Annotated in this window: 22 protein-coding genes; 14 read left to right on the plus strand and 8 right to left on the minus strand. The window is 45.7% G+C overall.

The features are described from left to right. Positions 1-181: 181 nt before the first annotated feature. Complete coding sequence (locus tag MKY66_RS01055; RefSeq protein ID WP_076210196.1) at positions 182-1,120, plus strand: AraC family transcriptional regulator; 939 nt, start codon at positions 182-184, stop codon at positions 1,118-1,120. A gap of 120 nt (positions 1,121-1,240) precedes the next feature. Here the strand turns inward: MKY66_RS01055 and MKY66_RS01060 are convergent, their stop codons facing one another. From MKY66_RS01060 to MKY66_RS01090, 7 genes are all read right to left on the minus strand, one after another. Further along, positions 1,241-1,924 carry an ABC transporter ATP-binding protein gene (locus MKY66_RS01060; RefSeq protein ID WP_076210198.1) on the minus strand — a complete coding sequence of 228 codons (684 nt, stop codon included), beginning with the start codon at positions 1,922-1,924 and terminating at the stop codon, positions 1,241-1,243. Beyond that, entirely contained in the window at positions 1,924-3,045 is a 1,122-nt protein-coding gene (locus MKY66_RS01065; protein ID WP_076210200.1) for an ABC transporter permease, read from the minus strand. Before MKY66_RS01065 ends, MKY66_RS01060 begins: the two co-directional genes overlap by 1 nt. Before the next feature lie 126 nt (positions 3,046-3,171). After that, entirely contained in the window at positions 3,172-3,738 is a 567-nt protein-coding gene (locus MKY66_RS01070; protein ID WP_076210202.1) for a TetR/AcrR family transcriptional regulator, read from the minus strand. 335 nt (positions 3,739-4,073) lie between these two features. Further along, positions 4,074-5,075 carry a 4-hydroxythreonine-4-phosphate dehydrogenase PdxA gene (pdxA, locus tag MKY66_RS01075; protein WP_076210204.1) on the minus strand — a complete coding sequence of 334 codons (1,002 nt, stop codon included), beginning with the start codon at positions 5,073-5,075 and terminating at the stop codon, positions 4,074-4,076. Further along, entirely contained in the window at positions 5,072-6,367 is a 1,296-nt protein-coding gene (locus tag MKY66_RS01080; RefSeq protein ID WP_076210206.1) for a four-carbon acid sugar kinase family protein, read from the minus strand. The genes pdxA and MKY66_RS01080 overlap by 4 nt, the downstream gene beginning before the upstream one ends. Before the next feature lie 95 nt (positions 6,368-6,462). Continuing rightward, positions 6,463-7,449: a 2-keto-3-deoxygluconate permease gene (locus MKY66_RS01085; protein WP_076210208.1), complete on the minus strand. Its 987-nt coding sequence runs from the start codon at positions 7,447-7,449 to the stop codon at positions 6,463-6,465. Positions 7,450-7,615: 166 nt separating this feature from the next. Then, positions 7,616-9,298 carry a sigma-54-dependent transcriptional regulator gene (locus MKY66_RS01090; RefSeq protein ID WP_076210210.1) on the minus strand — a complete coding sequence of 561 codons (1,683 nt, stop codon included), beginning with the start codon at positions 9,296-9,298 and terminating at the stop codon, positions 7,616-7,618. 229 nt (positions 9,299-9,527) lie between these two features. Between MKY66_RS01090 and MKY66_RS01095 the strand changes: the two genes are divergently transcribed. The 8 genes from MKY66_RS01095 to MKY66_RS01130 all read left to right on the plus strand — a co-directional run bounded on the left by MKY66_RS01095 (position 9,528) and on the right by MKY66_RS01130 (position 16,470). Beyond that, a complete protein-coding gene (locus MKY66_RS01095) occupies positions 9,528-9,788 on the plus strand; it encodes a hypothetical protein (protein WP_076210212.1) in 261 nt (86 codons plus the stop codon). A 204-nt stretch (positions 9,789-9,992) separates the two neighbouring features. Next, positions 9,993-10,700 carry a PspA/IM30 family protein gene (locus MKY66_RS01100; protein WP_076210214.1) on the plus strand — a complete coding sequence of 236 codons (708 nt, stop codon included), beginning with the start codon at positions 9,993-9,995 and terminating at the stop codon, positions 10,698-10,700. 147 nt (positions 10,701-10,847) lie between these two features. Continuing rightward, the gene (locus MKY66_RS01105; protein ID WP_076210216.1) at positions 10,848-11,879 is read left to right on the plus strand and encodes a hypothetical protein; all 1,032 of its coding nucleotides are present in this window, start codon (positions 10,848-10,850) and stop codon (positions 11,877-11,879) included. A gap of 44 nt (positions 11,880-11,923) precedes the next feature. Further along, positions 11,924-12,676, plus strand: a complete 753-nt coding sequence (locus MKY66_RS01110) for a TPM domain-containing protein (protein WP_256704201.1) — start codon at positions 11,924-11,926, stop codon at positions 12,674-12,676. Between the two features lie 48 nt (positions 12,677-12,724). Next, positions 12,725-13,768, plus strand: a complete 1,044-nt coding sequence (locus MKY66_RS01115) for an SPFH domain-containing protein (protein WP_076210220.1) — start codon at positions 12,725-12,727, stop codon at positions 13,766-13,768. Between the two features lie 244 nt (positions 13,769-14,012). Further along, entirely contained in the window at positions 14,013-14,240 is a 228-nt protein-coding gene (locus MKY66_RS01120; protein ID WP_074096683.1) for a DUF896 domain-containing protein, read from the plus strand. Positions 14,241-14,310: 70 nt separating this feature from the next. Further along, positions 14,311-15,264, plus strand: a complete 954-nt coding sequence (locus MKY66_RS01125) for a ring-cleaving dioxygenase (RefSeq protein ID WP_076210222.1) — start codon at positions 14,311-14,313, stop codon at positions 15,262-15,264. A gap of 117 nt (positions 15,265-15,381) precedes the next feature. After that, positions 15,382-16,470, plus strand: a complete 1,089-nt coding sequence (locus tag MKY66_RS01130) for a low temperature requirement protein A (RefSeq protein ID WP_076210224.1) — start codon at positions 15,382-15,384, stop codon at positions 16,468-16,470. A 168-nt stretch (positions 16,471-16,638) separates the two neighbouring features. Here the strand turns inward: MKY66_RS01130 and MKY66_RS01135 are convergent, their stop codons facing one another. Then, positions 16,639-17,274 carry a PBECR4 domain-containing protein gene (locus tag MKY66_RS01135; protein ID WP_076210226.1) on the minus strand — a complete coding sequence of 212 codons (636 nt, stop codon included), beginning with the start codon at positions 17,272-17,274 and terminating at the stop codon, positions 16,639-16,641. Positions 17,275-18,139: 865 nt separating this feature from the next. On the opposite strand from MKY66_RS01135, the gene MKY66_RS01140 reads away from it, so the two are divergent. From MKY66_RS01140 to MKY66_RS01160, 5 genes are all read left to right on the plus strand, one after another. After that, positions 18,140-20,923 (plus strand): glycoside hydrolase family 3 C-terminal domain-containing protein, encoded by a 2,784-nt coding sequence (locus tag MKY66_RS01140; RefSeq protein WP_076210228.1) that lies wholly within the window; start codon positions 18,140-18,142, stop codon positions 20,921-20,923. Between the two features lie 189 nt (positions 20,924-21,112). Next, positions 21,113-21,304, plus strand: a complete 192-nt coding sequence (locus MKY66_RS01145; protein WP_017691199.1) for a hypothetical protein — start codon at positions 21,113-21,115, stop codon at positions 21,302-21,304. A gap of 449 nt (positions 21,305-21,753) precedes the next feature. Beyond that, positions 21,754-22,518: a copper homeostasis protein CutC gene (locus MKY66_RS01150; RefSeq protein ID WP_076210230.1), complete on the plus strand. Its 765-nt coding sequence runs from the start codon at positions 21,754-21,756 to the stop codon at positions 22,516-22,518. Between the two features lie 29 nt (positions 22,519-22,547). Continuing rightward, complete coding sequence (locus MKY66_RS01155; protein WP_076210232.1) at positions 22,548-24,008, plus strand: alpha-L-fucosidase; 1,461 nt, start codon at positions 22,548-22,550, stop codon at positions 24,006-24,008. A gap of 1 nt (position 24,009) precedes the next feature. After that, positions 24,010-25,791, plus strand: a complete 1,782-nt coding sequence (locus tag MKY66_RS01160; protein ID WP_076210234.1) for a glycoside hydrolase family 35 protein — start codon at positions 24,010-24,012, stop codon at positions 25,789-25,791. Positions 25,792-25,955 lie beyond the last annotated feature (164 nt).

The raw sequence follows: 25,955 nt of genomic DNA on the forward strand, positions 1-25,955 counted from the left end.
GTTTGTAGTAAGTACAGGCTGTAGTCGTCGTTGGAGCAAGAATTCTGCAAGCGCTAACATATCAACTTTATCATAACAAAAGAGAAATGGGCGAAACTACGTATTGTATGCTGAAAATAACGTCTTTTTATTGCATTTCATGCTAAAATAAACTCATTAGAACCAGGATGGGGGCATGTTCATGACACAATCGGTTTTGGCATACGAGCAGGGATATGCGATCCATGTGAACCAGCCTGGAGATTCGCTTTTTTATCATCTGGATTATGACGAGCGCTCCCATGAACTGAATATGGAATTTCAGCATTTCCATGATTACTATGAAATCTGTATTCTTCTGGATCGCACGGCTGCGCACATCATTGAAGGCAGTTTGTACGAGATTCAACCTTATGATATCGTGCTGTTGCGACCTTCTTTGCTGCATAAAACGCAATATCCGAAGGGTGCCCCGCCGAAACGATTGATGATCACCTTTGCCATGCCACGTAATACACCTGGTCTTGAGAGCGATTACAATGAGCTGTTTTCGATTTTTGATGAATCCATCCCGATATTCCGATTTACAGAAGAAAGACGCAAGGAAGTCCTCGCGTCGATCAATGATATTTTTGCTATATCGCAGCAGCCTTCTGCACTTCAAAAGGTTGTGATTCATCATAGATTTGTTGAGTTTCTGTGTGCGATTCATCGTTACTCGGTAGAGAATGGGTACGTTCGTGAAGAGACAGGATCATCGATGGCCCGGCGTATGTATGCCATTGCCTCTTATATTCACAGCCATTATCAGCAGGATTTATCCTTGGACGAGTTATCCAAGCGTTTTTATGTAAGTGCCCATCACTTGTCTCGCCAATTCAATAAGGTTACCGGCTTCACCTTCACGGAGTATGTGCAGATGACCCGTATTCGGAATGCCCAGCAATTGCTGCTGAATTCGAGGGAGAAAATTACGGATATTGCTGCACAGTGCGGTTTCGCAAGCTTCTCCCAGTTCAATCGCATCTTCAACAAACAGAGCGGTATGTCACCTAGTGCCTATCGCCAGAGCAGACCTTCACAGAGCGAACGTAAGATGATGCTTGCGGGCGAGACCCGAGTGAATGGAGCACCTAGATGAGATGTACGAGGGTAGTGATGGACAGGTCTAAAGCGCTACTTAAGTGGTTATATTCTGGACAGAAGCCTTGCATAACATGAATAGATAAGGACATGACGGGTATGTTGATGTGTCAGTAATTCATGATTCTGCCAGGGATAATCCTCCATCACTCATCCGATATACTTTATCGCAATATTCAAGCATGCGCTCATCATGGGTAACCATAATGGCTGCTTTTTGGCGTGATTTCACCTCGCGTGCAATTAGACTGACCACTTCATGGGCTCGTTTGGTATCCAAACTGGCGGTTGGTTCATCGGCTAAGATGATGTTGGGATTATTCATTAAAGAACGAGCAATGGCTGTCCGTTGCTTCTCACCACCTGATAGCTCTTCTGGGAAACTGTTCAACTTCAAACCCAGACCCAGTTCCTCTAACAGCTTAGAGGCAAATTCCTTATCCTGCATTCCAACCTTGCCAGACATTCTTTTTACCACGAGCAATTGATCAAGAACATTTAAATAGGGAACCAAATTCGAAGATTGCATAATAAACCCAATTTCCTGCAACCTAATATTAGACAGTTCTTTCTCAGTAAGTGCAGAAATGTTATTCCCATTTAGTTGAACCTCTCCTTCAGAGGCTTTAAGCATGGCCCCAGCAATAGATAAGAATGTACTTTTACCAGAACCAGAAGGTCCAACTACAGCAACAAACTCCCCCGGTTCCACGGATATGGATACATGATCAAGCGCGGTGATCCGATTGTTTCCTTCGGCATAATACATGGTGACTTCCCGCATGTGTAGTCCCTTACTCATTATTCAACCCTCCCGAGCGCCTTAAGCGGATCAATCTTAGTAATTTTGCGAACAGATACCAGTGAACTTAACATAGCAATAACCAGCAAGATAATAGAATAATTGAAGACAAGACTGGTTTCCAGCTTAAATGGCATTCCTTTTGGCATAATTGCTGCTGTCCCATAAGTCAGCAAGATTCCAACAACAATACTAGTCAGCGAAAGTACAAATACTTGCGAGATAATGGCTTTTCCCAAGAAACGGTTACTAGCACCTATCGCTTTCATAATGCCAAACTGGTTGGTTTTTTGCATCGTAATGACATAGAAGAATACCCCGAGTACAAATGCAGAGATCGCAAGCAGAAATGCAAGCATCATTAGAATCGTACCGTTCTCTTCTTTGTATCCTGGCATTCCTTGTACAGCTGCTGCTCGGGTAACTGTATCTGTGCTGGCTAACTCTTTATTTATAGCTTCTGGATCAATATTCTCGCCTTGTAACATGATCGCATTAACCGGTCCGGCAATTCCTTTATCTGAACTTGGAGCCGCGAAGGCAATCTTTCGCCATTCAGCCATTGGGGTAAATACGGATGCAACGTGATTATACGTCTGATTCTCCACAAATCCGATAATGGTCAAGGATTCCGTCGTTCCATCCAGTTGAAACGTGTTCCCAAGTTGATAGCCCTCATCTTTCATGGTTGAATTCACCACGACACCCGTAGGGTTCTCGGAAGACAGGCTTTCACCTTCTACAATAGCTGGTTCCAAAAAGCTTCCTGGGTCAATTCCTATAATCGCTATATCTACCTTATCTTCATTCTTGGTGTTATTCTCTTTCAGTGCCGTTGCCATCGTACTTCCCATGGGTGCAGCAGCATCCACATTTGGCAGCTTTTCTGCCTCAGCAACCAATTGATCTGACAGCAGTGACTTGCTCATTGAAGACTGTGACCCTTCTTCAAAGATGACATAATCAGCCTTCATGGTTTTGAATGTTGAGGCAGCTAGCGTAGATAATCCATTCCCCAGACCGGATAAAATAAAGACTAACCAAGCCATTAGTACGAAAATAATAATAATCATTAAAAATTTCATTTTATTATGCATTAATTCCTTCATAGCTAAAAACATGATCTGTTCAACTCCTTCTTTCGTTTTTTTTATTGACACATGTGTCAAATTAGAGGTGCAGCCACGTGGTTTATATAATTAAACGATATAAATGACACATGTGTCAAATTTAATCCAAGAATAAATCTAGCTCTTGGCTCCCCCAACCCACATTTGAAACAACAGCTTCCCCCAATCAGGCGTAGGGATATTTAGCATATTAGGCGTATTAATTAAGTTAAAAAAAACACCAATAAGTACAGGTAGAGGAATATCTTGTCGCAGGGCTTGATCCTGCTGAGCGCGTTCAAACAAGCGCGATAATTGAATTTTAAGAGTCATATGTGCCTTCTCAATAAATTCAATATCTCTCGCTGCTGCGGAAGAATTAGTCGTATTAATTTTACTAGCATCTCCCAAAAGTTGATGGAGCGTAGATTCTTCTGCGTAAATGAGGAGCAATTGTTCGAGAGCATCCATTGGATCTGTCTCATCAATGGCTAATGAATTCTCTAATACGGTTGATATGGAGCGCTTCATACAAGCAGCAACAATCTCTTCTTTATTAGAGTAATATTGATATATCGTGCTCCGGGCTCCAGACAGATGCTGTGAGAGTAGCTTGAGATGAAAACCGTCGTAGCCATGCTCAAGTATTAATTTTTTTGTTGTGTCCAGTAGCTCTGTCTCAGTGAAAGATTGTTTTCTTCCCATAAAATCTCTTCCTTTTTATCGTTTAAAATCTATGTGTTAATTTTACGCGATCGATGAGTGTTGTTAATGAAGAAGTACTGCGCTTCTCTAGTTTACTATGACCAGTTTAGCATATGTTTGATAGGCATCCTACATAACAAGACCAGCTGTCTTAATAATGGGTGTTAATCCAATTGAAAAATCCGGTATACCAGCGATTGGGAAGGTCATATTGTAATCGGGTTGATCAAGCCAATCACTTTTCACTTAATTATAAACTTGTGGACCATATACAAAAAAGGCAAACCCTCTAAGTTACAAAGGGAATGCCTTCTCCTCTTCTATATAAAGCTACTCTAAACCAGATCTTTCGGCGCCAACTCAATAGCAGAGCGGATGGCAGCCAGCATGCTTTTATCATCGGCAATATTTTTTCCGGCGATATCGAAGGCTGTACCATGGTCAACGGATGTACGGATGATGCCACCTTTCAGGCCAACGGTGATGTTCACACCTTCTTCGATGCCCATTACCTTGATCGGCGCGTGGCCTTGGTCGTGGTAGCAGGCTACAACGATATCGAAGTCACCGCGACCAGCGCGGAAGAAGAGTGTGTCCGCCGGGAGTGGACCAACGACGTTAATGCCTTCCTGCTGCGCACGCTCAATGCCGGGCTGCAGTTTCTCTTCTTCTTCTCCATTACCGAACAAGCCGTTCTCCCCGGCATGAGGATTGATTCCGCATACGGCAACGCGCGGATTCTCAAAACCTGCTTTTTTCAACGTATCATGAGCAAGCTTCACAACGGTGTAGGTTCTTTCCGGGTTAATACTCGCAATAGCATCGATCAGACCCATGTGTGTTGTCAGGTGAATAACGCGCAGATTCGGCGTGGTCAACATCATCGAGAAGTCCTGCGTATCCGTCAGGTCCGCCAGAATCTCGGTGTGCCCCGGATACAGGTGCCCCCCTTGATGGAGAGCTTCTTTATTCAAAGGTGCGGTGCAGATGGAGTGAATCTGCTGTTTTTTGGCAAGATCAATGGCTTTGGCGAGAAACTGGAATGCTGCATCTCCAGCCACGGCAGATACTTTACCGTATTCCAGATCCGCAGGAACGAGGTTCAGATCAATCACATCCACAGTACCGAATTCATACTTGGCTTCAGAAGGCTCTTGAATCGCATTAACGTTCAGACTTGAACCGATGACTGGCAACACACGCTCCAGAATCTTTGCATCACCGATAACGAGTGGATTGCACTGATCGTACATTTCTTGATGACCCAGTGCTTTCATAATAATCTCCGGTCCAATACCTGCTGCGTCGCCCATCGTAATTCCAATTGTAGGTTTCATACGAGAATACCCCCTTTTAATTTTTGAATCGCATGGATAAAGACATCCGGTTTACCGAATCCGCCTGCTTTGGTAATCACATGCAGATCATCAATCCCTATAAACTTGGAGATCGGCACGCCGATTTCAAGCTCATCCAGCAGCTCGAAGCCGCTAATATTCCATTTCAGACAGATTTGTTTTGCCGTATCGCCACCGGTCATGGATACTCCTTTGAACAATCCCTCTTCCAGCAGTCTGGCACAGATCTCACCCATCGCAAGTACAATCTCGTTGCTGACTTCCGTGTGATTGAGACCACGAATTTCGCCCGTTGCTCGTGCCAGTTCGATATCCACCTGTTCAGCGGTGGAGTAGAGGACAACATCTTGTCCTTCCAGCGCTTTGTCTCGAACCTCGTTATAGACACGTTCCATCTCTTCTGCGCGGTCTGCGGTTGCGGATACCGCTTTGAAAGAATGGAAGGAGACTGAAGCTACGCGGGACTTGCGCATCAAGCGATGCAGCTGCTCTCGGGAGTTTTTGTTCACGCTGCCAACCACCGTTAGGATTGGACCGGGATTCTGCGGGATATCAAGTGACTCAGCCCTGGATTCCAACTTGTAATGTGCGGGGAGGTAATTGGCAATGCCCGCCGAACCTGCCCAAGTAAAGGTATACTCCAACTCGCGAGTCATCTGCAGAATCAGTTCAAGATGTCTTTCTTCGGTGGAGTCCACCATTACATACGGGATATTCTTTGTTTTCAACTGCTCTAGCTTGGTGCGAATATGATTCTGCCCGGCTTCCAGATCGGCGACGGTGATCTCACCAACTTCGTACTTGGTCTGTTGTTTCAACAAGTCCGGAAGGTAGGAAATCGTTACAGGTGTCTTCGGATCATGGGCAATTTCAGTATCTGCCAGCGGAACGCCGTTCAGGTAATGGATTCCTTCCAATATCGTCCGGTTATTTTTTGGATAACCCGGGGCAATCATCATAAAGTCCGGCTTTACGACATCATATACAGCATCAATCTCGATGCCGATATTACCGCGCATGGTGGAGTCCATTTTTTTGAAAATCGTCTCAAATCCGTTGTTTGTCAGCAATTCAGCAGCCTGATATACACGGTCATACGCTTCCTGCGAGGATATGGAACGACTATCTGTATCAAAGACGACGGCATCGTAACGTGTAAGAGGGCCTTCATCTATATTAAAAAGAACACTGGTCTTCAAGCCATGACGGGCAAGCTGCACCCCGCTGTCATTGGCACCGGTCAAATCATCTGCAATAATGGCTAATTTCATGCAGTCATCCCTCCTTGTAAGCACAATTTAATAAAAAGTCCGTCCAGATCATCCATTAAGCACAGATTAAGCACATTAGTTCAGGTGATACCCATTTATGTGGTTGGTCGTTGATTGTATTTCTCGACGCCGCCTGATTTCTCCAGTCGTTTGGAGAGGAACCCGATGAAGATCGGCAACAGGATGGCTGTTGTTACAACGCTCGCCGCAATTTGCACAGTAGCAATCTCGGCAATCGGGCCAAATGAAGCATTAGCAGCCACGATGGCAGCAGGTGTACCTACCGCATTCCCGGCTGTAGAACCTTCGGAAGCACCAACGATAGGGTTCCAGCCGATGGCTTTGAACAACAGAAATCCAATTCCACCTGTGAGAAGAACGGTCAGAACGCCAAGCATGATTCCACCAAGTCCACCTTGGATGATCGACGAGAAGTTGATTCCCATACCCAGTGAGAAGGCGAAGAACGGAACAAGTTTGTCGCTGCCTTTGTGCAGCCACTCCGCAAGATTGCGGTCCAGATTACCAATAATGACACCAACGATGAGCGGAAGCAATACCGCAACAAAGGCCATAGGGGAAAACATGCCGTTGGCAAAACCCATCGCACCGAAGATGGAGAGCGCTACCATGGTTAGGAATGGACCATCGCTGAGTGCGAGGAACGGATAGGCTGCTTTGTCATCTTCTTTGCCGTATTGACCGGCGAGTGCAATGTACAAACCACCGTTCGAGTTGGTCATTGCTGCAATAATGGCGAGTGGGGCAAGACCCAGGAATAATCCACTTGAGTCAGCAAATAGAATGGCAACGAGACCGAGTGCTGCACCGATCGCCCACTTGACGACCAGCAAGGTAACGCCTTTGCCGACGGATGAGCCCGCTGTTTTGAACGTAATCTGTGTACCCGCAATCAACAGGAACAGCGCGATCAACGTACTGGCACTGTTAACGAAGAGAGCTTCCGTGAATCCGCCAATGCGCAGGGCATTCGGGAAGAATGTATTGATGGTTGCACCAAGTAACAGGGGAACGACCATCATACCGCCAGGGATGCGATCTAAAGTTGCTTTAATGTTCATAGTAGTAGCTCCTTATGAAGTAATCGTTTTTATGAAGCGCTTGCAGGGATTATGTTATCCCATATCGTTTAATATAGCAACAATAAATTATTGTAAATTTTAAATACATAATTAATTGTTTAAAAATGCAACACATAAAGGCGATAAAAAAGACGCAAACTTAAAGTTAATCTTTAAGTTTACGCCATAATGTGGCCCGGTTAATCCCCAGACGCTCTGCGGCCTTGGATTGATTGTTATTTTCCTCCTGAAGCACGAACTGAATAACTTCCTTCTCAATCTCCTTCAGCGTACCGTTCAACTTCATTGGGCTTGAAGAAGGTTGCTGATCCAGCAAGCGGGACAAGGTAGCCGTGGTAATTACATAATCCTGTTCATTGAGTGCAGCCTGCTTGATCAGGTGTTTCAACTGGTTGACGTTCATATTCGTGATCTGATCCCGGATCAGTTGTAGTGCATCTTCTTTTATCCTCACCGCAGTAGTTCCGTATTTGTGGTAGTAATCCGTCAGGAAATGCTGCATCAGTGGAGCCAGATCCTCTGGTCTATCCGCAAGATTTGGCATCATAATTGTATTAAGCTCCAGATCAAGTGACCACTGCGGGTTCATTATCTGTTCCCCGAGTATAAACACCCCAATCTGATTTTGAAGGCAACTCTGGATAAAGGCGAGCAACTCCGGATCTTCCATGCGTGTTTCCATGTGGTTAATCTCTACATTTCTAACCTTGGCGAGTGGTATCTTGTGCAAATGACCGGGCGGAACTTGCGAGAGATCCATCTGTAATAAGAGTCCACCACCGGAGTACATCTGATGAATGTGTTTGACCAGAAAAGATTTACCGGAATCCGCTTCACCCCGCAGATAGATCGGTTCATGATTCTCGTAAAGTGCTCGCATGTTCTTCAATACCGCCTGCATGGCAGGGGATTCGGCAACGATAGGCTCCATCGATGCGTCCGTGAACGTTGTTATGCCGAATTGTGCAAAGGCATAGGGTTGTCCTTTTTCCAGCATATACACCTTGTAGTTCTTGTTGTCCAGGGTCGTTTCATAGGCGTTAACCGTGAGCTGGTAATCGTCCACCATGAACACATTTTGGATGTGGGATTGATGGAATTCCAGACTGGTATTGGTCAGATATATGTGATTATCGGTCAGCGGATTTTTCTCAAAATCGGTCAGGTTCTCGAATACAACTTCATTCCGTTCATTTAAAATAAGTAAATTGGGATGTTCCCGTGTAACCAGGTCATTCAAGATGATCGATATCGCATGATTTTTGCTCAAATAGCGGTAGACCAGTTGTGCATCCTCCATCGCTCTAAGGATGGATTCCTGGCCAGATTGGATTAACAATCCCTCCAGACCATAGGTCTTCGCGGTATTGACGGTGATCACATCTCCGACAATCTGTCGGTACCCGGAAGCTTTCAACTCCAAGAGTAATCGTGCCACATCTTCCGAGCTATGTATGGTATAGACCTTGAGGGGCAGATCCATCAGATCAATAATCGATTGTGCACCAGAGGTGATGTTGGAGAAGCCAACAATGGCTGTCTGGCCGTTAAACTGGCTTGCCAGTGTAAGTGAACGAATCATATCATAGCCCGATAACTGCACATCAATGACGGGAATGGTCACTGCTTTTTTAATGAGTTGGGCGGTTCCACCGCGGCTGATGATAATCTCTGCACCGTTTTTCTCAGCTTGAGTTGCTAATTCCACACCGTTTGCCAAGTCGCCCACGTCTGTCTGAATGGTTAACTGGGGAAAGCGAGGAATGCACTCTTGTATAATAGGAATCATCGATTCGTAGGGAGCAATAAAGTGAACTCGTGTACGCATAATTTTCCTGCCTTTATAGAAAACTTTGATCCCCTTATTATAGCCAACTTGCGAAGGAATGGCACCTATGGGGGAACCAGCCCTGTTGTGTCTGCAAAATGCCTGTGTGATATGCCTTCATAACTCTCCCGAGTGGAATGTGATGAAGTACACTGAACCGAATCGTTATGTATTTCAAAATTAATGCATAATTGCACAAGATAAGTGTAGAGAAATGAGGAGATTTCATATGGGAGACATTCATAAAGTAGCTGAGCCGGATCACATCATTAAGGATGTTGTTGAGAAGTTCCCGTGCAGGGTGCTCTGGAGTGAGGGCCGTCCATGTCTGGAGTATCAGAGGGAAGAGGATGTGGCGTTAATAACCGAATACGTCCGCATTACGTACAACGTTGAGCTATTGGATGTGTTTTTCACAGCGGTGGAAAGCCTTAATACCGATCAAGATCGGATCACAGATGAAAGTATGCAATTCATTAACGAACTGTGATTGAGTAAGATTGATACTGATAATTATGAGTGATTTTTTTGATTATAAGGCGACACTATAAGTGCTCGCCCCTTCTTATATTACGTTGTTATAGTACGGATTTGGATCGTTGTAACTCCACATGCCATCGTGAAATGTGAAACGTATGTGGGCGTATTCATGTATTATAGTATACATATGAACTTTTCGGAGGAGGAACAAGTAATGGGAATCTTATCGAGGTTTAGAGACGTGATGAAGGCCAATGTGAACCACATGTTGTCTCGGGCGGAAGACCCGGAGAAGAGTGTGAATGAATATATACGAAGCCTGAGCAGTGATCTGGGTCAGGTGAAGGCTGAAACGGCAGCGGTGCTGTCGGATGAGAGCCGGGCGAAGCGAGCATTGGATGAGTGTAGCGCCGAGGTCAAGAAGTTACAGCGGTATGCGGAAAAATCGGCGGAGTCGGGAGACGAAGATAAGGCACGCGGTTTTCTGGAGAAGAAAGTGAAGCTGGCTGACAAATTGAACGAATTACAGGTTGCCTATGAACGTGCTTCTGCCAAAGCGAAGATGATGAAGCATATGAATGATAAATTGGTTGCAGATCTGGGACAACTGGAAGCAAGGCATGCAGAACTGAAAGGTCGCATCGCAGATGCAAAGGCACAGCAACAGGCCAACGAACGGAATGCATCTACGGGCAGAGCTGATGCTGCATTGAAGGCCATGGAAGACAAGGCGAACCAGGCGCTGAACGAAGCAGAAGCTTTGGCAGAACTTCGTGCTGGGGCACAGGAAGATGATTTGGACGAATTAATTGCCCAGTTGGAGAGGGACATGAACGCAGATGCGGGTAATAATGAGAGTGCGTCGCCAAGTGCGGAGGAAGAACTCGCAGCAATTCAGGAAAAGCTGAAGAACGGAATTTAACATATAGACTACAACGTAGAGGCAGAAATAAGCTGAAGAAGCGGAGCTAAAAGCTTTCTGAAAGAAAGCTGCATCGGAAGCTTGTTCTGCCAGCGAAGTTATACAGTGTCAATTAGAATTATATTTCGTTAACATTGAGGTGAGCAAATGCCGGTTATTGAATATAAATGTCCAAACTGCGGCAGTGGCATGATCTTTGACAGTGTGTCAGGTGCATTATCCTGTCCCAGCTGCGGCCGTCAGGACAACATAGAGCAGATCCCCGATCCCTTGAAGAGACAAGTATTTACCGAAAATGAGGTCAAGGAATACCACTGTAACAGCTGTGGAGCTGACATCGTGACAGAACCGGAGACCAGTGCGACGACATGTAGTTTCTGCGGTGCAGCGGTTGTACTCAGTGATCGGCTGACGGGCAATCTGGCCCCTGCGATGGTGATTCCCTTTTCGATCAACAAGGATCAAGCCAAGCAGGCTTTCAAAAAGTGGTGCAAAAACGGCCTTTTAACGCCAAGTGGCTTCATGTCCGCCGATCGGATTCAGAGCATTACTGGCATGTACGTGCCGTTCTGGTTGTACGAGTTACATAACAAAATCGAAGTGCATGGTCGTGGCACCAAGGTCAGATCCTACACCCAGGGCGACTACCATTACACGGAAACACAGCATTTCGATATATACCGCCGGATTCGGCTGAATTACGTGAACCTGCCCATCGATGCATCGGAGAAAATGAAGGATGAACTGATGGATAAGCTTGAGCCTTTTCCATATAATCAGCTGAAATTGTTCAAGACCCCGTATCTGGCGGGGTACATTGCGGAAAAATATAGTTATACAGACGAGGAACTTTTCCCACGGGCCAAGGATAAAACGAGATCTTACATTGATTCGTATATTGCTTCAACCGTATCCGGATATACCAGCGTGAGCTACACGGACAAACAGATTGATACCACGCTCAAAAATGCAGACTATGTGCTGCTCCCGGTGTGGATGGTCAACTATGACTATAATCGGGCAAAGTATACCTTTGCCATGAATGGACAGACAGGTAAAGTTGTCGGTAAACCACCGATCAGCAAAGCCAAAGTGGCCGGATGGTTCGCAGGAGTCTCTGCGGTCTCGTTGCTGTCACTGAAGCTGGTTTCCTGGATGATGGGAGGTGGATTCTTATGAGAAAAAGAACCCCTCTGGCAGTGATGGCTACGCTCATTTTACTTATGATCACCCTAGGTGCTCCGTTGATTCCCATATCATCGGCATCCGCAGCGGAGAGCAAAAATCTCATCTACGATGAGGCCAACCTGCTGAGTGAGCAGGAGATAAGTGAACTGAATCTACTTGCGAATCAGTATGGCGCGGAACGGCAGACGGACTTTGTTATCTATACAACAAATAATGTTGAGAATCAGGATGTTATGCTCTTAACGGAAGATTTTTATGATGAGCAGGGGTTAGGGTACGATAAGAAATTTGGTAATGCTGTCATATTGACGATGGATATGAATAATCGCGAAGTGTATCTGGCTGGATTTTATAAGGCAAAAGAGTATCTGGACGATCAGCGGCTTGATGCTATCCGTACCCGAATTACCTCTGAATTGTCCAATGGGGATTATAAACTCGCATTTGAGAAATATATTGAGCTCTCTTACAAATATATGGGGTATGAACCTGGTGTGAATCCAAACAATATTTTGTTCAACGGTTGGTTTCAGTTGGGAGTATCTGTAGTTCTTGGCGGTATTGTTGTTGGTATTATGACCTATCGTTCCGGGGGACGTGTCACGGTCAATCGTGCGACTTATGAGGATTCAAGCAATTCCAGTGTAATTGATCGTCAGGATCGTTATATCCGTACAACCGTAACCAAGCGCAAAATCGAGAAGAACAACAACAACGGTGGCGGAGGAGGAGGCGGGGGTACCTCCCGAGGCGGTCATTCACACAGTGGAAGTAGAGGTTCGTTCTAGTCACTATTGAGTATGCGGATTTTTTAATTAGAAGGGATGGGAACAAGTATGGGATTTTTCAGAAATCAATTTTCGAATGTGGTGGAATGGGAAGAGTTCAGAGATGACATGATATTTTGGAAATGGAGTAACCGGGAGATCAAGAAGGGGAGTAAACTGATCATCCGTTCGGGTCAGGACGCTATTTTCCTGAATAACGGTAAAGTGGAAGGCATTTTCGAGGACGAAGGCTCATTTAATATCGATTCCGAGATCATTCCATTTCTTTCTACATTAAAAGGATTCAAATTTGGATTCAACAGTGGCATGCGGGTCGAAGTCTTGTTTGTAAATACTAAAGAGTTCACCGTGCGCTGGGGCACACAAAGTCCGGTGTTAATTCCAACACCACAGCTCCCGGGCGGGATGCCGATTCGGGCCAACGGTACATTTAATTTTAAAGTAAGTGACTACGTGACCCTGATTGATAAGATTGCAGGCATCAAGCAGAGTTATCTGGTGGAGGATGTCAAAATCCGAATCACTTCCGTGCTGGATCAGCTTCTAATGAAGTGGATTAGCCGTGAAGGGAAGGATATGTTCAACCTGCAGGCCAATGCATCGGATATTGCCAAGGGGATACAGGAAGATCTGGATATGCAAATGATGGATATCGGCATTGGGATTACCGGTTTCCAAGTGATGAGCTTCAACTATCCAAAAGAGATTCAGGATATGATCACAAAGACCGCTTCGCATGAGATGATTGGTAATCTGCAAAAATATCAACAGGTCAGCATGACAGACGGCATCTCATCCGGCAAAGTACAGGGCGGCGGCGCAGCTTCGGATATGGCGGGCATGATGATGGGTATGAACATGGCCAATGAAATGATGAAAAACATGAACCAGAACCAAGGCCAAAACCAGAACAATAATTCCAATTCGTCTCAGAATCAGAATAACGATCAGAAACCAGCGGGAAATAGCAACGGTGATTCAAATACATCTTCATCTACAGAAGGCAACAAGAAGCCAAACTTCTGCCCGAACTGTGGAGCCAAAAATGAAGGAGCCAACTTCTGTCCGAATTGTGGGCAAAAGCTGGGCTAATGAAATAAATACATGAAGGGCTAGTCCAGCAGTAGTTGAGATATTGCGGAGCTGGCCCTCTTTTGTTTTATAGTTAAAGCAACATGGCGTAGAGCAGAGGAGCAGGATCAATTATTTTAGTTTAGATAAAAGAATTGACAACCGATCACAAATCATTTATCTTTAACTTAAGATATTTAATTTAAATATAAATAACAACCAAAACAAATATCTTTAATCCATTACACGAGGAGAGATCAAGATGATGATCCCAACATTGACCAGAATAAATGAACTTTCAAGAAAAGCCAAAGAGGGCGGATTGACGGAGATGGAGAAAGAGGAACAGGTTCGTCTTCGCCAGGAATATCTGCAAACTTTTCGCGGTTCGGTCAACGATATTCTGCTGAATGCAACCATCTATGATCCGAACGGCGATGACGTGACTCCTGATAAATTGAAACAAGAACAGGCCAATCAAAATAAAAACTAGCATATAATTCGCTAGATCATATATCTTAATTTAAAGATAAATTACTTACCAAACCAAGGAGGAATTAATCATGACTATTCAAACAGCAGGTATTCACCATATTACAGCTTTCGCAGGAGATCCACAGGCCAACGTTGATTTTTATGCCGGAGTTCTGGGACTTCGTCTGGTGAAAAAAACAATCAACTTCGATGCACCTGATGTATATCATCTGTATTTTGGTGATGAACACGGAAGCCCAGGTACTATCATTACCTTCTTCCCATCCGCTGGATCACCACGGGGCAAAATTGGCGGAGGTCAGGTCGGCATCACTTCTTATGTCATTCCTCCTGGGTCGATTGGCTTCTGGCAGAACCGGCTGGAACAGTATAACATTGAGGTAACCAAAACAAGTCGCTTCAATGAAGACCTGCTTCAATTCGAAGATGGCGAAGGCCTGCGGCTTGAGCTTGTTGAACGGGAAGAGGGAGCAACCAGCACTTGGGCGCACGAAGGATTTCCAACAGATAAAGCGATCAAAGGTTTCGGTGGTGCTGTCCTGTTCAGTGTTAACCCACAAAGAACGATGGATGCTCTTGAGAAAATTTTGGGATTTGTCAGAGTGAGTGAAAATGAAGAGTATGCTCGTTTCCGGTCCAGCGGGGATATCGGTAATGTCGTAGATGTTCCAGTGACCCGTATGGCTCTGGGTATGGGTGGAGCAGGAACCGTGCACCATATTGCATGGCGCGCCAAAGATGATGAGGAGCATGCACAGTGGAGTGAAGCTGTACGTGATTACGGGTACCAACCGACTCCAGTTCGGGATCGTCAGTACTTTAACGCAATCTACTTCAGAGATGCTGGCGGCATTCTGTTCGAAATTGCTACAGATCCTCCGGGTTTTGCCAAAGATGAACCTGCTGATTCGCTTGGACAAAAATTGATGCTGCCTGCGTGGTTTGAGAAATACCGCACTCAAATTGAGGACAATCTGCAACCGATTGAAGTAAGAACACTCGCACCTGCTACAGTACAATGAAGAAAGGTAGATGGCGCTCAGAGGCTTTTCCTCTGGGCGCGTCACCAGGTAAGCGGGTAGGTAACTGAGTGAGCAACAGGCGTTGTATTAAGAGAAAAACCAAAGGAGCAACGAAGGATGATGGAGAAAAAGGTTACCTGGCTGGAGCTGTTTTACGATCTGCTCTTTGTAGCAGCGGTCGCCAAAGCGGGTCATGTCTTGTTACATGCCGAACATGGAGTAATTACGTTTGAATATTTAATGAAGTTTGTGCTTATTTTTATCCCTGTTTGGTGGGCATGGGTCGGTCAGACCTTGTTTATAAACCGCTATGGTCAAGACATCCTGATCCATCGAATATTCCTCATCCTTCAGCTTCTGTCCGTTATGGTCATGACGGCGAGCCTTTCTACTCATTTTGACCAATACTACCTGTCCTTCTTCGTTGGATATATCGGTTCACGGGCATTTACGGCGATTCAGTATCTGACGGTTCACAAGTCGAAAAGCGAGCATCAACAGCAAGCCGCTCGTTACTTGGGTATCTGTTTCCTCATTGGGATCTTGATCTCATCAGGTTCATTGTTCTTCGATTCCTGGTTACGCTACTTAATTTTGTATGTGGGGATTGCCGTGGATATTGTACTTCCGTTGATTGGACGTAAAAACTTGGTGAAAGTACCCGTTCAGACCCATCACTTGTTGGAACGTTTCGCACTCTTTACACTTATCCTGCTTGGTGAATCGGTGGTAAGCATTATCGCTGTGCTGCAAGCCGATCATTGGGATATGAAATCCATCCTGTTTGCCGCCTTTACGTCCATCTTTGTCATTGCGATGTGGTGGCAGTACTTCGACAACGTGGAGAAAAAGGTCAGCAAAGAGATTCAGACTGCCGGGCAAGCGATCATATACGGCCATCTGTTCATCTACATCTCCATGAGCATGATCGCTGCTTCAATTCAGCTGTTATATCAGAATCAGTTAAACTATGTGTTCATGCTAGGGTTTGTGTTTGGATCAACGCTGCTATATTTCTTGTCGACATCACTTGTGTTCCACCGTTACAGACACGCACATCTACGACTCCGGCCACGTCATCTGGCAGTGATGGTAGGGTTGCTGGTGGCATTTGTCCTTGTTGATCTGATCTATCGGGTTCCGGGTTATGTCATCATGGGCGAAGAGATGTTATTCTTCCTGGTATATGCGAAACTTACGACTTGATATATAAAAGGAATTCTATAACCTTATAGGTAGCAAAACAAACTAAATAACCGTTTTCCAGTAGTATACCGGAGAATGGTTATTTAGTTTATACCTGAAATCGATCCCAGATGAGCCACCATTAATAGTTATCTGATGATTCAGTGATGGTGATAGCTGTAGAGGCTGTTACTTGTGTATATACGGTCTTAACGTTTTTAAAGTTTTAACAATGGGTATGGGTCCTTTTTGACCATCAATGAAAGTAGTGCCCGAATTTTTTTGTGTTATCGGTTCGATAAGAAACGTTCTTGCTACATAGGTTCCTTCCACTATTTTATCTATTCCAAGATGGATATAGGCATTGTGATACACATCAAATATCAATAGGGCACAATTAATATTATTAACAGGTTGAGTGTAGTAAACGACTTGTGTTGAAGACATAAGTAGCTTGGGAATGAGATGGAAATTAACTAATTTACTTTTTACACTATTGAATCCACCCTTGTTTTTCTTCTTTAAATCTTCAAACGTAATTATACCGTTCATTACACCATTGAAACCTGGCATGCCCCTATATTTTGAAGCTGCGCGTTCCTTCAAAGTTTTATTGACAATACTCTGTAAGCCTACAAGATGACAAAAGTTTTCTTTGTTAAAATCTAAGTGGAGTATGGAGCCATCTTCCAAATGGTATGTAAATCGATAAGGTAATAGATAGCTGATGTAATAGTCGAGGAGCAATTTTAGGTTAATCTGATCTATTCTTGGTTTTACATCTAGTGAGTGTAAGTCGTGGACATGTGATATCCTTTCGAGCATATAGGTTCCCTCACAGTTTCTATTTACAAACTAAAAAAGACGCTAGGTAGATAGAACCAGCGCCTTCACAATTACAATATGGTGGCGACTAAAAGCTCTGTTCCGCGTCTTATTTAAAGTCCACCGCGGAGTGGAACTAGGGGTCGCCTTCCCCAGTGACCCTAGGGGTCCAAATATAGTATATTCCGTATTACCGTGTGTTATGCAACTAATTACTCTATTCCGCATCTTATTTAAAGTCCACTGCGGAGTGGAACCAAGGGTTGCAACCCTGGTGAGCACAGTACGCTCCTAATTTGTTGATATCACTAGTATACCACAAAAGCCTTTTAGTTCAACAAAATGGGAGATATTATCCATACGTTTAGCGGAAATAATTCCCTAAAATATTATCCTTGAATCATTGTATTTTTAACGAAAAATTGATTGAATGAGCGTGTTCTTACATCGTGGAACTGCGTAATTGTGTCTGCAACTTTTGACGTTAGGGTAATTTCTTCTCAAAAGCACAAATCTAATTTAATTTCTTCTATAGAATCTGTTAATATGAGACTAGGTACAAGTGAATCTACCAGATCATAGAATATCTTTTATATAAAATGAGTGTACGTTTTGTTATATAAATTGAACTAAACATTTACACGAAACGGAGAGGACAGAAAAAACCTGAAGAAGCGAAAGCGTTCGCCTTTATCCCCGGATTTTCCCCATATAAGGGGGATTCATAAAATCTGGGGATAACAGCGATCGGAAGGTTATTCTGTCATCGGAGTGTCCGGTGTAAATATTCTTTAGTTCAATTTATATAGTTCATTTTATATATAGCGATTCGTAGAGATGGGGATGACAATCAGGAGGGAAATCATTGAGCACACATCAAATCGGAGTTCCATTGGAAGGGTTTGCAGAGTTTAGTCGTACGGTTGCCGCTGAAGGAGCTGTTTTACTCAGAAATGAAGGCCAAGTGCTTCCGCTTCGCGAAAACGAAAACGTTTCAGTTTTTGGTCGAATTCAAGTCAATTATTATCGCAGCGGTACAGGTTCAGGCGGTAGTGTACATGTGGCCTACACAACGAATCTATTAGATGGTCTGCGCAGCAAGAAGAATATAACGGTCAATGAAGAGCTAGCAGCTGTCTATGAGAAGTGGATTGAGGAAAATCCATTTGATGATGGCGGAAAAGTATGGGCGGCCGAGCCATGGAATCAGAAAGAAATGCCTTTGACGGATGAACTGGTTGCACAGGCCAGAAGCAAGTCTAGCAAAGCCATTATCGTTATTGGACGTACAGCAGGAGAAGACCAGGATAATGCGGATGCGCCAGGAAGTTACCAACTGACAGAAGATGAGAAAGCGATGTTGAAGCAAGTCACTTCGCAGTTCGAACACACAATCGTTGTGTTGAATGTCTCAAATATCATCGACATGAGCTGGTTAAACGAAACGTATCTACATCCGATCCAAGGCGTAATTTACTCCTGGCATGGCGGTATGGAGGGTGGTAATGCGATTGCCGATGTGCTGGCGGGGGACGTTACACCAAGCGGTAAACTGACAGATACGATTGCATATTCCATTGAAGATTACCCTTCGACAAGCAACTACGGCAATGAGTTCAAGAACCTGTATCAGGAAGATATCTATGTAGGTTATCGTTATTTCGAAACGTTTCGACCTGAGCGCGTTCAGTTTGAATTCGGTTACGGCCTGTCTTATACGACGTTTTTGGCCCAGCACGAAGAAGCAAAATCCGTGTCCAAAGACGGCGAAACCTACATTGAAGTTCGTGTCAATGTGACCAACTCCGGTACAACATATGCGGGTAAAGAGGTTGTGCAAGTCTATTATGAAGCACCACAAGGCAAACTGGGACAACCGGTGAAGGCTTTGGTGGCTTTTGGTAAAACAGGATTGTTGCAGCCGGGCGAGTCAGAACTTCTGACGATCAGTTTCCCGATCCATGCCATGGCATCTTACGATGATGCAGGCGTTACAGGTCTTGCTTCCGCGTACGTATTGGAAGAAGGCACATACCGACTGCACGTAGGAACCAGTGTGAAACAAGTGCAGCATATCAGCATTGATGGCCAGGATGGATATGTGATTGAATCCCTTCAATTGGTGGAGCAACTGCAAGAAGCGATGGCCCCAACTGAAGATTTTACACGGATGAAACCAGGTACGCGTAAGGAAGATGGATCTTATGAACTGACTTATGCAGAAGTACCGAAACGTAAGATATCCATGGCGAACCGGATTGAGCAGAATCTCCCGCAAACGCTGGAGCAGACGGGTAACCAGGGCCACAAGCTGAGTGACGTTAAGGCTGGCAAAGTGAGTCTGGAAACCTTCATCGCTCAACTGAGTGATCAGGATCTGGCGGCGATTGTCCGTGGCGAAGGCATGAGCAGTCCGCTCGTTACTTCGGGGACGGCATCTGCATTTGGTGGTGTCAGCGACAGCCTGTTTAACTACGGTATTCCGGTAGCATGTACGGCAGATGGCCCGTCCGGTATTCGTATGGATAGTGGCGAGAAGGCAACACAGGTATCCATTGGTACGTTGCTTGCCGCGACATGGAACAAGGATCTTGTTGAAGAGTTGTATGTGATGGAAGGACAGGAATTGCTAAGAAATCAGGTGGATACCCTGCTCGGACCTGGACTCAATATCCGCCGGAGCCCGCTTAATGGCCGGAACTTTGAGTACTTCTCTGAAGATCCACTGATCTCGGGTGTATTTGCCGCAGCATGTACGAAAGGTATCATGAAGGGTGGTTCCAATGCCACACTGAAACACTTTGCCTGCAACAATCAGGAGAAACACCGTAGTAAAGTAGATGCTGTTGTCTCCGAACGTGCACTGCGTGAAATTTACCTGAAAGGTTTCGAAATCGCAGTCAAAGAGGGCGGAGCAAACTCCATCATGACCTCCTACAACCCGGTTAACGGACACTGGGCAGCATCCAACTACGACCTGAACACCACGATTTTGCGTGGCGAATGGAATTTCGAGGGAATCGTAATGACCGACTGGTGGGCGATTATGAATGATGTGACCGAAGGTGGAGAAGCTGATCGCAAATACACCAACTGGATGATTCGTGCGCAGAATGATCTCTACATGGTTGTACCGAACTACGGCGCAGAGATCAATGGCTGGGATGATAACACGATTGAATCCTTGGAAAATGGAACATTGACTCGCGGAGAGCTGCAACGCTCGGCGATTAATATCTGCAAGTTCATCATGAATGCACCAGTGTCCGGCAGAAAACACGAGATCGTGGAGAACGTCGCTTCGTTCCAAGCGAATGCCTCCCTATCTGCTGCACAAGCTCAGGCGCTGGTTGAGAACGCACAGGTGAAACCTGCGGTAGCTGAACCCGTCTACATGAAAGTAGATGAGGCCGGCCATTACCGGATTATCGTACAGATCATGTCCCCTGAGCCGGAACTCGCTCAAAGTGCATGTAACCTGCTCCTGAATGATCAGTTGGTGACCACCATTCAAACAAATGGTACGGAAGGCAAATGGATCAGACAGAAACTTGTCAAAATAGATCTTGAAGCAGGACTGTATGAATTGAAACTGGACTTTACCAAACCAGGTCTCCAGATTGATTGGATTGAATTCAAACAGGTGTAGAAGATAATCGGAAATATCAGGTGATAAGAGCAATCGAAAGGTTGTTCCGTCATCCAAAGCAGAATACGTGGGTATATGACAAAGGACACTGTACGTAGGTGTCCTTTGTTGTAACACAGAATAGCTACTGTTATGATAGTGTTATGAGATTCGTAGTTCTGAACAATGGGGTCAGGGGTGTTGCGAGGAATGAGAAATTATAATTTTTTGAGTCCAATCCTGCTGGTTGTGGTGGCGCTGATTGTAAGAGGCCTGGTGACTAACCTGGGAGTTCTCTTCGGACTATCACAAGAAGTGGCGAGTAATATTGCCATGATAGCCATGATTATTGCTGCACTGATTATGTTTAATCGAATGACGAAGGCTCGGCGTAGAAAATAGAAAAAGCTCGGATAACCAGAAGGTTATCCAAGACATGAAGACACCCTCTGGGTGTCTTTTTTTGTATTGACGTTCTGATCCTAACGTTTTAGACTATTGCTAATTGATAATAACATTATAAATAACAAAAATAACAAAATTCATTAGATGAAGTGATGAAATCCGTTGCACTCTCTATTTGCTAGCCCATTCCGGTCCCCAAAGGAGAATCCAATCATGAAGATCATTACCGACAAACCATATATCGTTCATGAAGGTCAGTCTTTGCAGATTGCGATCTGGGAAGCTGACCGTCGCCCATAATGATGAAGAAGGACCGCAGGAGCGCTGATGAAGCGTTCAGTCGGTCCTTTATGTCATGGATCAGGCTGTGTGCAGTTCGAGAGATGTGTATCGATACGGGTTAACGGTTCTGGAATAATCTACGCTGAAGTGAAGGGAGCGACCTTATGGAAAGACAGCCTGTATTGGAAGTCATTGCTGTGAATGTGGAAGATGCCAAAGCAGCTGAAGAGGGAGGGGCTGATCGGATTGAGCTGGTGTCTGCGATGTCCGAAGGAGGGCTTACCCCCAGTTATGGTGTCATGAAGCAAGTACTCTCTCAAGTCTCCATCCCAGTGTATGTCATGATCCGTCCGCATAGCCGCTCGTTCCGCTATAGCGCAGATGACATCCACGCCATGACCCGGGATGTACGCGTGGCGAGGGAACTTGGAGCCGCTGGCATTGTGATCGGTGCCCTCACCGGAAATGGTGAAGTCGACCTCATATCCTTGCAATCATGTATGGCCGAGGCTCATGGTTTGGGCGTTACGTTTCATCGTGCAATTGATGTGAGCACAAGCTTGACTGAGGCGCTCAAGGCCATTAACACATTGGGCAACGTAGAGCGTGTACTTACATCGGGAGGGAAACAGACAGCGCCTGAAGCCATACTGGAACTGAAACAACTTCAGCAATTGGGGCAAACCTTGAACATCACTGTCATGGCAGGGTCGGGGGTCACCATAGAGGGAATTCAAACGCTAGTGAGTCAGACGGGTATCACGGAAATCCATATGGGATCAGGCGTGAGGTACAAAGGCAGCTTTAATTATCCCATTGATCCACATTTGGTTGAAGAAGCCCAGCAGCAGTTATTGCTTGCATCACAGCCATTCATGGACAGTAGTGCACTGAGTAGCGGTCCAAGCAAGGGTGGTCCAATGATATAGGGATGCACTAAAAAAAGGAGTGATACGCCATGAATTATGAACTGCAACCAGCCGAATGGATTAAGGCCGCAGCACAGGTCAGCCCATCCGAACGCCAGCTGAGATGGCAGGAGATGGAGTTCTACGCGTTTATTCATTTTACGGTAAATACATTTACGGATCAGGAATGGGGCACTGGGGAGGAAGACCCAGCGATTTTCAATCCTTCTGAACTGAACGCAACGCAATGGGTGCAGGCGTGCAAGGCTGCGGGGATGAAGGGGCTGATTTTGACATGTAAGCATCATGATGGATTTTGTTTGTGGCCCAGTCAGTTTACAGCGCATACGGTCGCGGCTAGTCCGTGGAGGAATGGTACGGGGGATTTGGTTCGGGAAGTCGCCGATGCCTGCCGTGAGGGCGGGTTGAAGTTTGGCGTGTACCTGTCTCCTTGGGATCGGCATGAAGCCACTTATGGAGATTCTGAGAGGTATAACGAGTTTTTCCTCCAACAGTTGCGCGAGCTACTTACGAATTATGGCGACATCTTCTGTGTATGGTTCGACGGTGCATGTGGTGAGGGTCCGAATGGCAAAAGGCAGGTCTATGACTGGGACGCCTATTATGCGCTTATTCGTGAACTTCAGCCTGAGGCTGTCATCTCGGTATGTGGCCCAGATGTACGTTGGTGTGGCAATGAGGCGGGGCATACGCGGAAATCGGAATGGAGCGTTGTGCCAGCGCATATGCAGGATAATGAGAAGATCCAGGAGCAATCCCAGCAGGTGGATGATGGTGAGTTTGCCACAAGGATCAATACGCAGGACAGTGATTTGGGAAGCCGAGAGGTCATTCGTTCCCAAGGTGACCCACTGATCTGGTACCCTGCCGAGGTGAATACCTCAATTCGCCCGGGATGGTTCTATCATGCCAGTGAAGATGATCAGGTCAAAACACTGGAAGAACTGCTCGCCGTCTATTACTGCGCAGTGGGGGGCAATGCCACCTTTTTACTCAATCTGCCACCTGATACGCGTGGTCTCATTCACGAAACGGATGTCGATCGACTACAGGAATTGGGAGATTCGCTGCGCACCATTTTTCAGGAAAATTTGGCCTTGCAGGCGCTGGTAAAAGCATCGGAGACGATAGATGAACAACATGCTGTATCGGAAGTGCTGACGGAACGCCGGGAAACGTATTGGTGTCCTCACGAAGGAACGGAGCAAGCTTGGATCGAGCTGGATTTGCAGGAGGAACGATCGTTTGACCGGGTGGTGCTGATGGAACATATCCAGACAGGCCAACGGATTGAGCGTTTTACACTGGAGTCGCAGAGGGCAGATGGTGGTTGGGAAACGTTTTACACGGGGACGGTGGTGGGGCATAAGCGAATTTGCTGTTTCCCACAGGTCACATTGAGAAAGATGCGATTAAGCATTCATGAATCCAGATGGTGCCCTACGTTGTCTGGGTTAGGTATATATCTGAGCGAGCGGGGAGGGTTGTAACATGGCCTTGCTAACGTATAAAGGTTCACAGTTCATGTATGATGGCGAGCCCATTCGGATTTTGTCGGGTGCCATCCATTATTTCAGAGTGGTCCCCGACTATTGGGAGGATCGGTTACTCAAGCTGAAAGCCTGCGGTTTCAATACGGTGGAGACGTATGTGCCGTGGAATGTTCATGAGCCCCAGCCGGGGCAGTATTGTTTTGAAGGCATGGCTGATTTGGAACGTTTTATTCGTATTGCGGGAGATGTGGGCCTGCATGTGATTGTTCGCCCAAGTCCTTATATATGTGCCGAGTGGGAGTTTGGCGGATTACCTGCCTGGCTGCTTGCTGATGATGAGATTCGTCTGAGGTGTAATGATGCAAAATTTCTGGCGAATGTGGATCGTTATTATGATGTGCTTTTGCCCAAATTGAAACCCCTTCTGAGCACCCATGGCGGGCCGATCATCGCGATGCAGATTGAAAATGAGTACGGCAGCTTCGGGAACGACGCGAGTTACCTGCGATATTTATGTGAGGGCATGGTGAAGCGCGGTATGGATGTGTTGTTATTTACCTCGGATGGACCGACAGACCACATGCTGCAAGCGGGATCGGTGCCAGGACATCTGGCTACGGTTAATTTTGGATCAGGAACGGAGGGAGCATTCGCCAAGCTGCGTGAATATCAGGCGGACGAACCTTTAATGTGCATGGAGTATTGGAACGGCTGGTTCGATCACTGGGGTGAGTCGCATCATACCCGAGAAGCCACAGATGTAGCTGGTGTGTTTGAAGAGATGCTTCGAGCAGGAGCTTCGGTTAACTTTTATATGTTCCACGGTGGAACGAACTTCGGATTTTACAACGGGGCGAACTGTCAGCAGAAGGATCAATACGAACCCACAATTACAAGTTACGACTACGATTCACTGCTCAGTGAATCCGGGGAGCCGACAGCGAAATTCCATGCGGTGCGTGATCTAATTGCTCGGTATAGCAATGAGGATCTGGGTGAGCTTGTATTGCCAGAATCGAAGGGAACCATCGCTTATGGGCGAGTGGAGTTGAACCAGCAGGCGCCATTACTGGCGCAGTTGGACCGGATATCAGCCCCGGTGCAGCGTACGAATCCGGAACCGATGGAGAAGCTGGGTCAGGATTATGGCTTTATTTGTTATCAAACCCGAATATCCGGGCCAAGCGAGCAACAGGAACTGGTGGTTCAGGAGGTACGTGACCGTGCGCTTGTATTTGTGGATGGGCAATTTCAGGGCGTTCTGGAACGCGGAAATCCAGCATTATCGGTATCCTTTGAAGTGCCGCCAGAGGGCGCAGATCTATTGATTCTTGTTGAAAATATGGGGCGAATCAACTATGGCCCGTACCTGAGAGATCCGAAGGGGATCACCGAGGGTGTGCGGCATGGCTTTCAATTTTTATATGATTGGACGATTCATTGTCTGCCTTTAACTGATCTGTCGGGTTTGCAATTTAGTAATGTGATCAGCGAAGCAATGAACGAAAAAGTTAATGAAGTACAGGGACCAGCATTTTATCGAGGAGAGTTTAATATCACGGATGTAAGAGATACTTTTCTGAGACTGGATAACTGGACCAAAGGGGTTGTATTTGTAAACGGATTCAATCTGGGTCGCTACTGGAATAAAGGACCGCAAAAAACATTGTATGTACCTGCTCCGCTCCTTCACGAAGGTGAGAATGAAATCATTGTATTCGAACAACATCAGACGTCTGAACTGGCCGTAACGTTCGTGGATACACCGGATTTGGGCTAGAAAAAGGAAAATTGGTGAGCCAAACGATTAATGAGAATTGTCGTGTCCGCCAGAAAAAGGTATACGTTGGGTATGGACATTGACTAGGGCGTGTCTGAAAACTCCGAAGGACGCAGCAGGGGGCGAAAAGGCGGTAAAAGATGCACTTCAGTGAGTTTTGAGAC

The sequence above is a fragment of the Paenibacillus sp. FSL R5-0766 genome (genome assembly GCF_037971845.1).
In the GTDB taxonomy this organism is placed as follows: Bacteria; Bacillota; Bacilli; order Paenibacillales; family Paenibacillaceae; genus Paenibacillus.

Coding starts and splice junctions, on each gene's coding strand:
- MKY66_RS01055 (WP_076210196.1), top strand. CDS start 182: ATGACACAATCGGTTTTGGCATACGAGCAGGGATATGCGATCCATGTG.
- MKY66_RS01060 (WP_076210198.1), bottom strand. CDS start 1,924: ATGAGTAAGGGACTACACATGCGGGAAGTCACCATGTATTATGCCGAA.
- MKY66_RS01065 (WP_076210200.1), bottom strand. CDS start 3,045: ATGTTTTTAGCTATGAAGGAATTAATGCATAATAAAATGAAATTTTTA.
- MKY66_RS01070 (WP_076210202.1), bottom strand. CDS start 3,738: ATGGGAAGAAAACAATCTTTCACTGAGACAGAGCTACTGGACACAACA.
- pdxA (WP_076210204.1), bottom strand. CDS start 5,075: ATGAAACCTACAATTGGAATTACGATGGGCGACGCAGCAGGTATTGGA.
- MKY66_RS01080 (WP_076210206.1), bottom strand. CDS start 6,367: ATGAAATTAGCCATTATTGCAGATGATTTGACCGGTGCCAATGACAGC.
- MKY66_RS01085 (WP_076210208.1), bottom strand. CDS start 7,449: ATGAACATTAAAGCAACTTTAGATCGCATCCCTGGCGGTATGATGGTC.
- MKY66_RS01090 (WP_076210210.1), bottom strand. CDS start 9,298: ATGCGTACACGAGTTCACTTTATTGCTCCCTACGAATCGATGATTCCT.
- MKY66_RS01095 (WP_076210212.1), top strand. CDS start 9,528: ATGGGAGACATTCATAAAGTAGCTGAGCCGGATCACATCATTAAGGAT.
- MKY66_RS01100 (WP_076210214.1), top strand. CDS start 9,993: ATGGGAATCTTATCGAGGTTTAGAGACGTGATGAAGGCCAATGTGAAC.
- MKY66_RS01105 (WP_076210216.1), top strand. CDS start 10,848: ATGCCGGTTATTGAATATAAATGTCCAAACTGCGGCAGTGGCATGATC.
- MKY66_RS01110 (WP_256704201.1), top strand. CDS start 11,924: ATGATCACCCTAGGTGCTCCGTTGATTCCCATATCATCGGCATCCGCA.
- MKY66_RS01115 (WP_076210220.1), top strand. CDS start 12,725: ATGGGATTTTTCAGAAATCAATTTTCGAATGTGGTGGAATGGGAAGAG.
- MKY66_RS01120 (WP_074096683.1), top strand. CDS start 14,013: ATGATCCCAACATTGACCAGAATAAATGAACTTTCAAGAAAAGCCAAA.
- MKY66_RS01125 (WP_076210222.1), top strand. CDS start 14,311: ATGACTATTCAAACAGCAGGTATTCACCATATTACAGCTTTCGCAGGA.
- MKY66_RS01130 (WP_076210224.1), top strand. CDS start 15,382: ATGATGGAGAAAAAGGTTACCTGGCTGGAGCTGTTTTACGATCTGCTC.
- MKY66_RS01135 (WP_076210226.1), bottom strand. CDS start 17,274: ATGCTCGAAAGGATATCACATGTCCACGACTTACACTCACTAGATGTA.
- MKY66_RS01145 (WP_017691199.1), top strand. CDS start 21,113: ATGAGAAATTATAATTTTTTGAGTCCAATCCTGCTGGTTGTGGTGGCG.
- MKY66_RS01150 (WP_076210230.1), top strand. CDS start 21,754: ATGGAAAGACAGCCTGTATTGGAAGTCATTGCTGTGAATGTGGAAGAT.
- MKY66_RS01155 (WP_076210232.1), top strand. CDS start 22,548: ATGAATTATGAACTGCAACCAGCCGAATGGATTAAGGCCGCAGCACAG.
- MKY66_RS01160 (WP_076210234.1), top strand. CDS start 24,010: ATGGCCTTGCTAACGTATAAAGGTTCACAGTTCATGTATGATGGCGAG.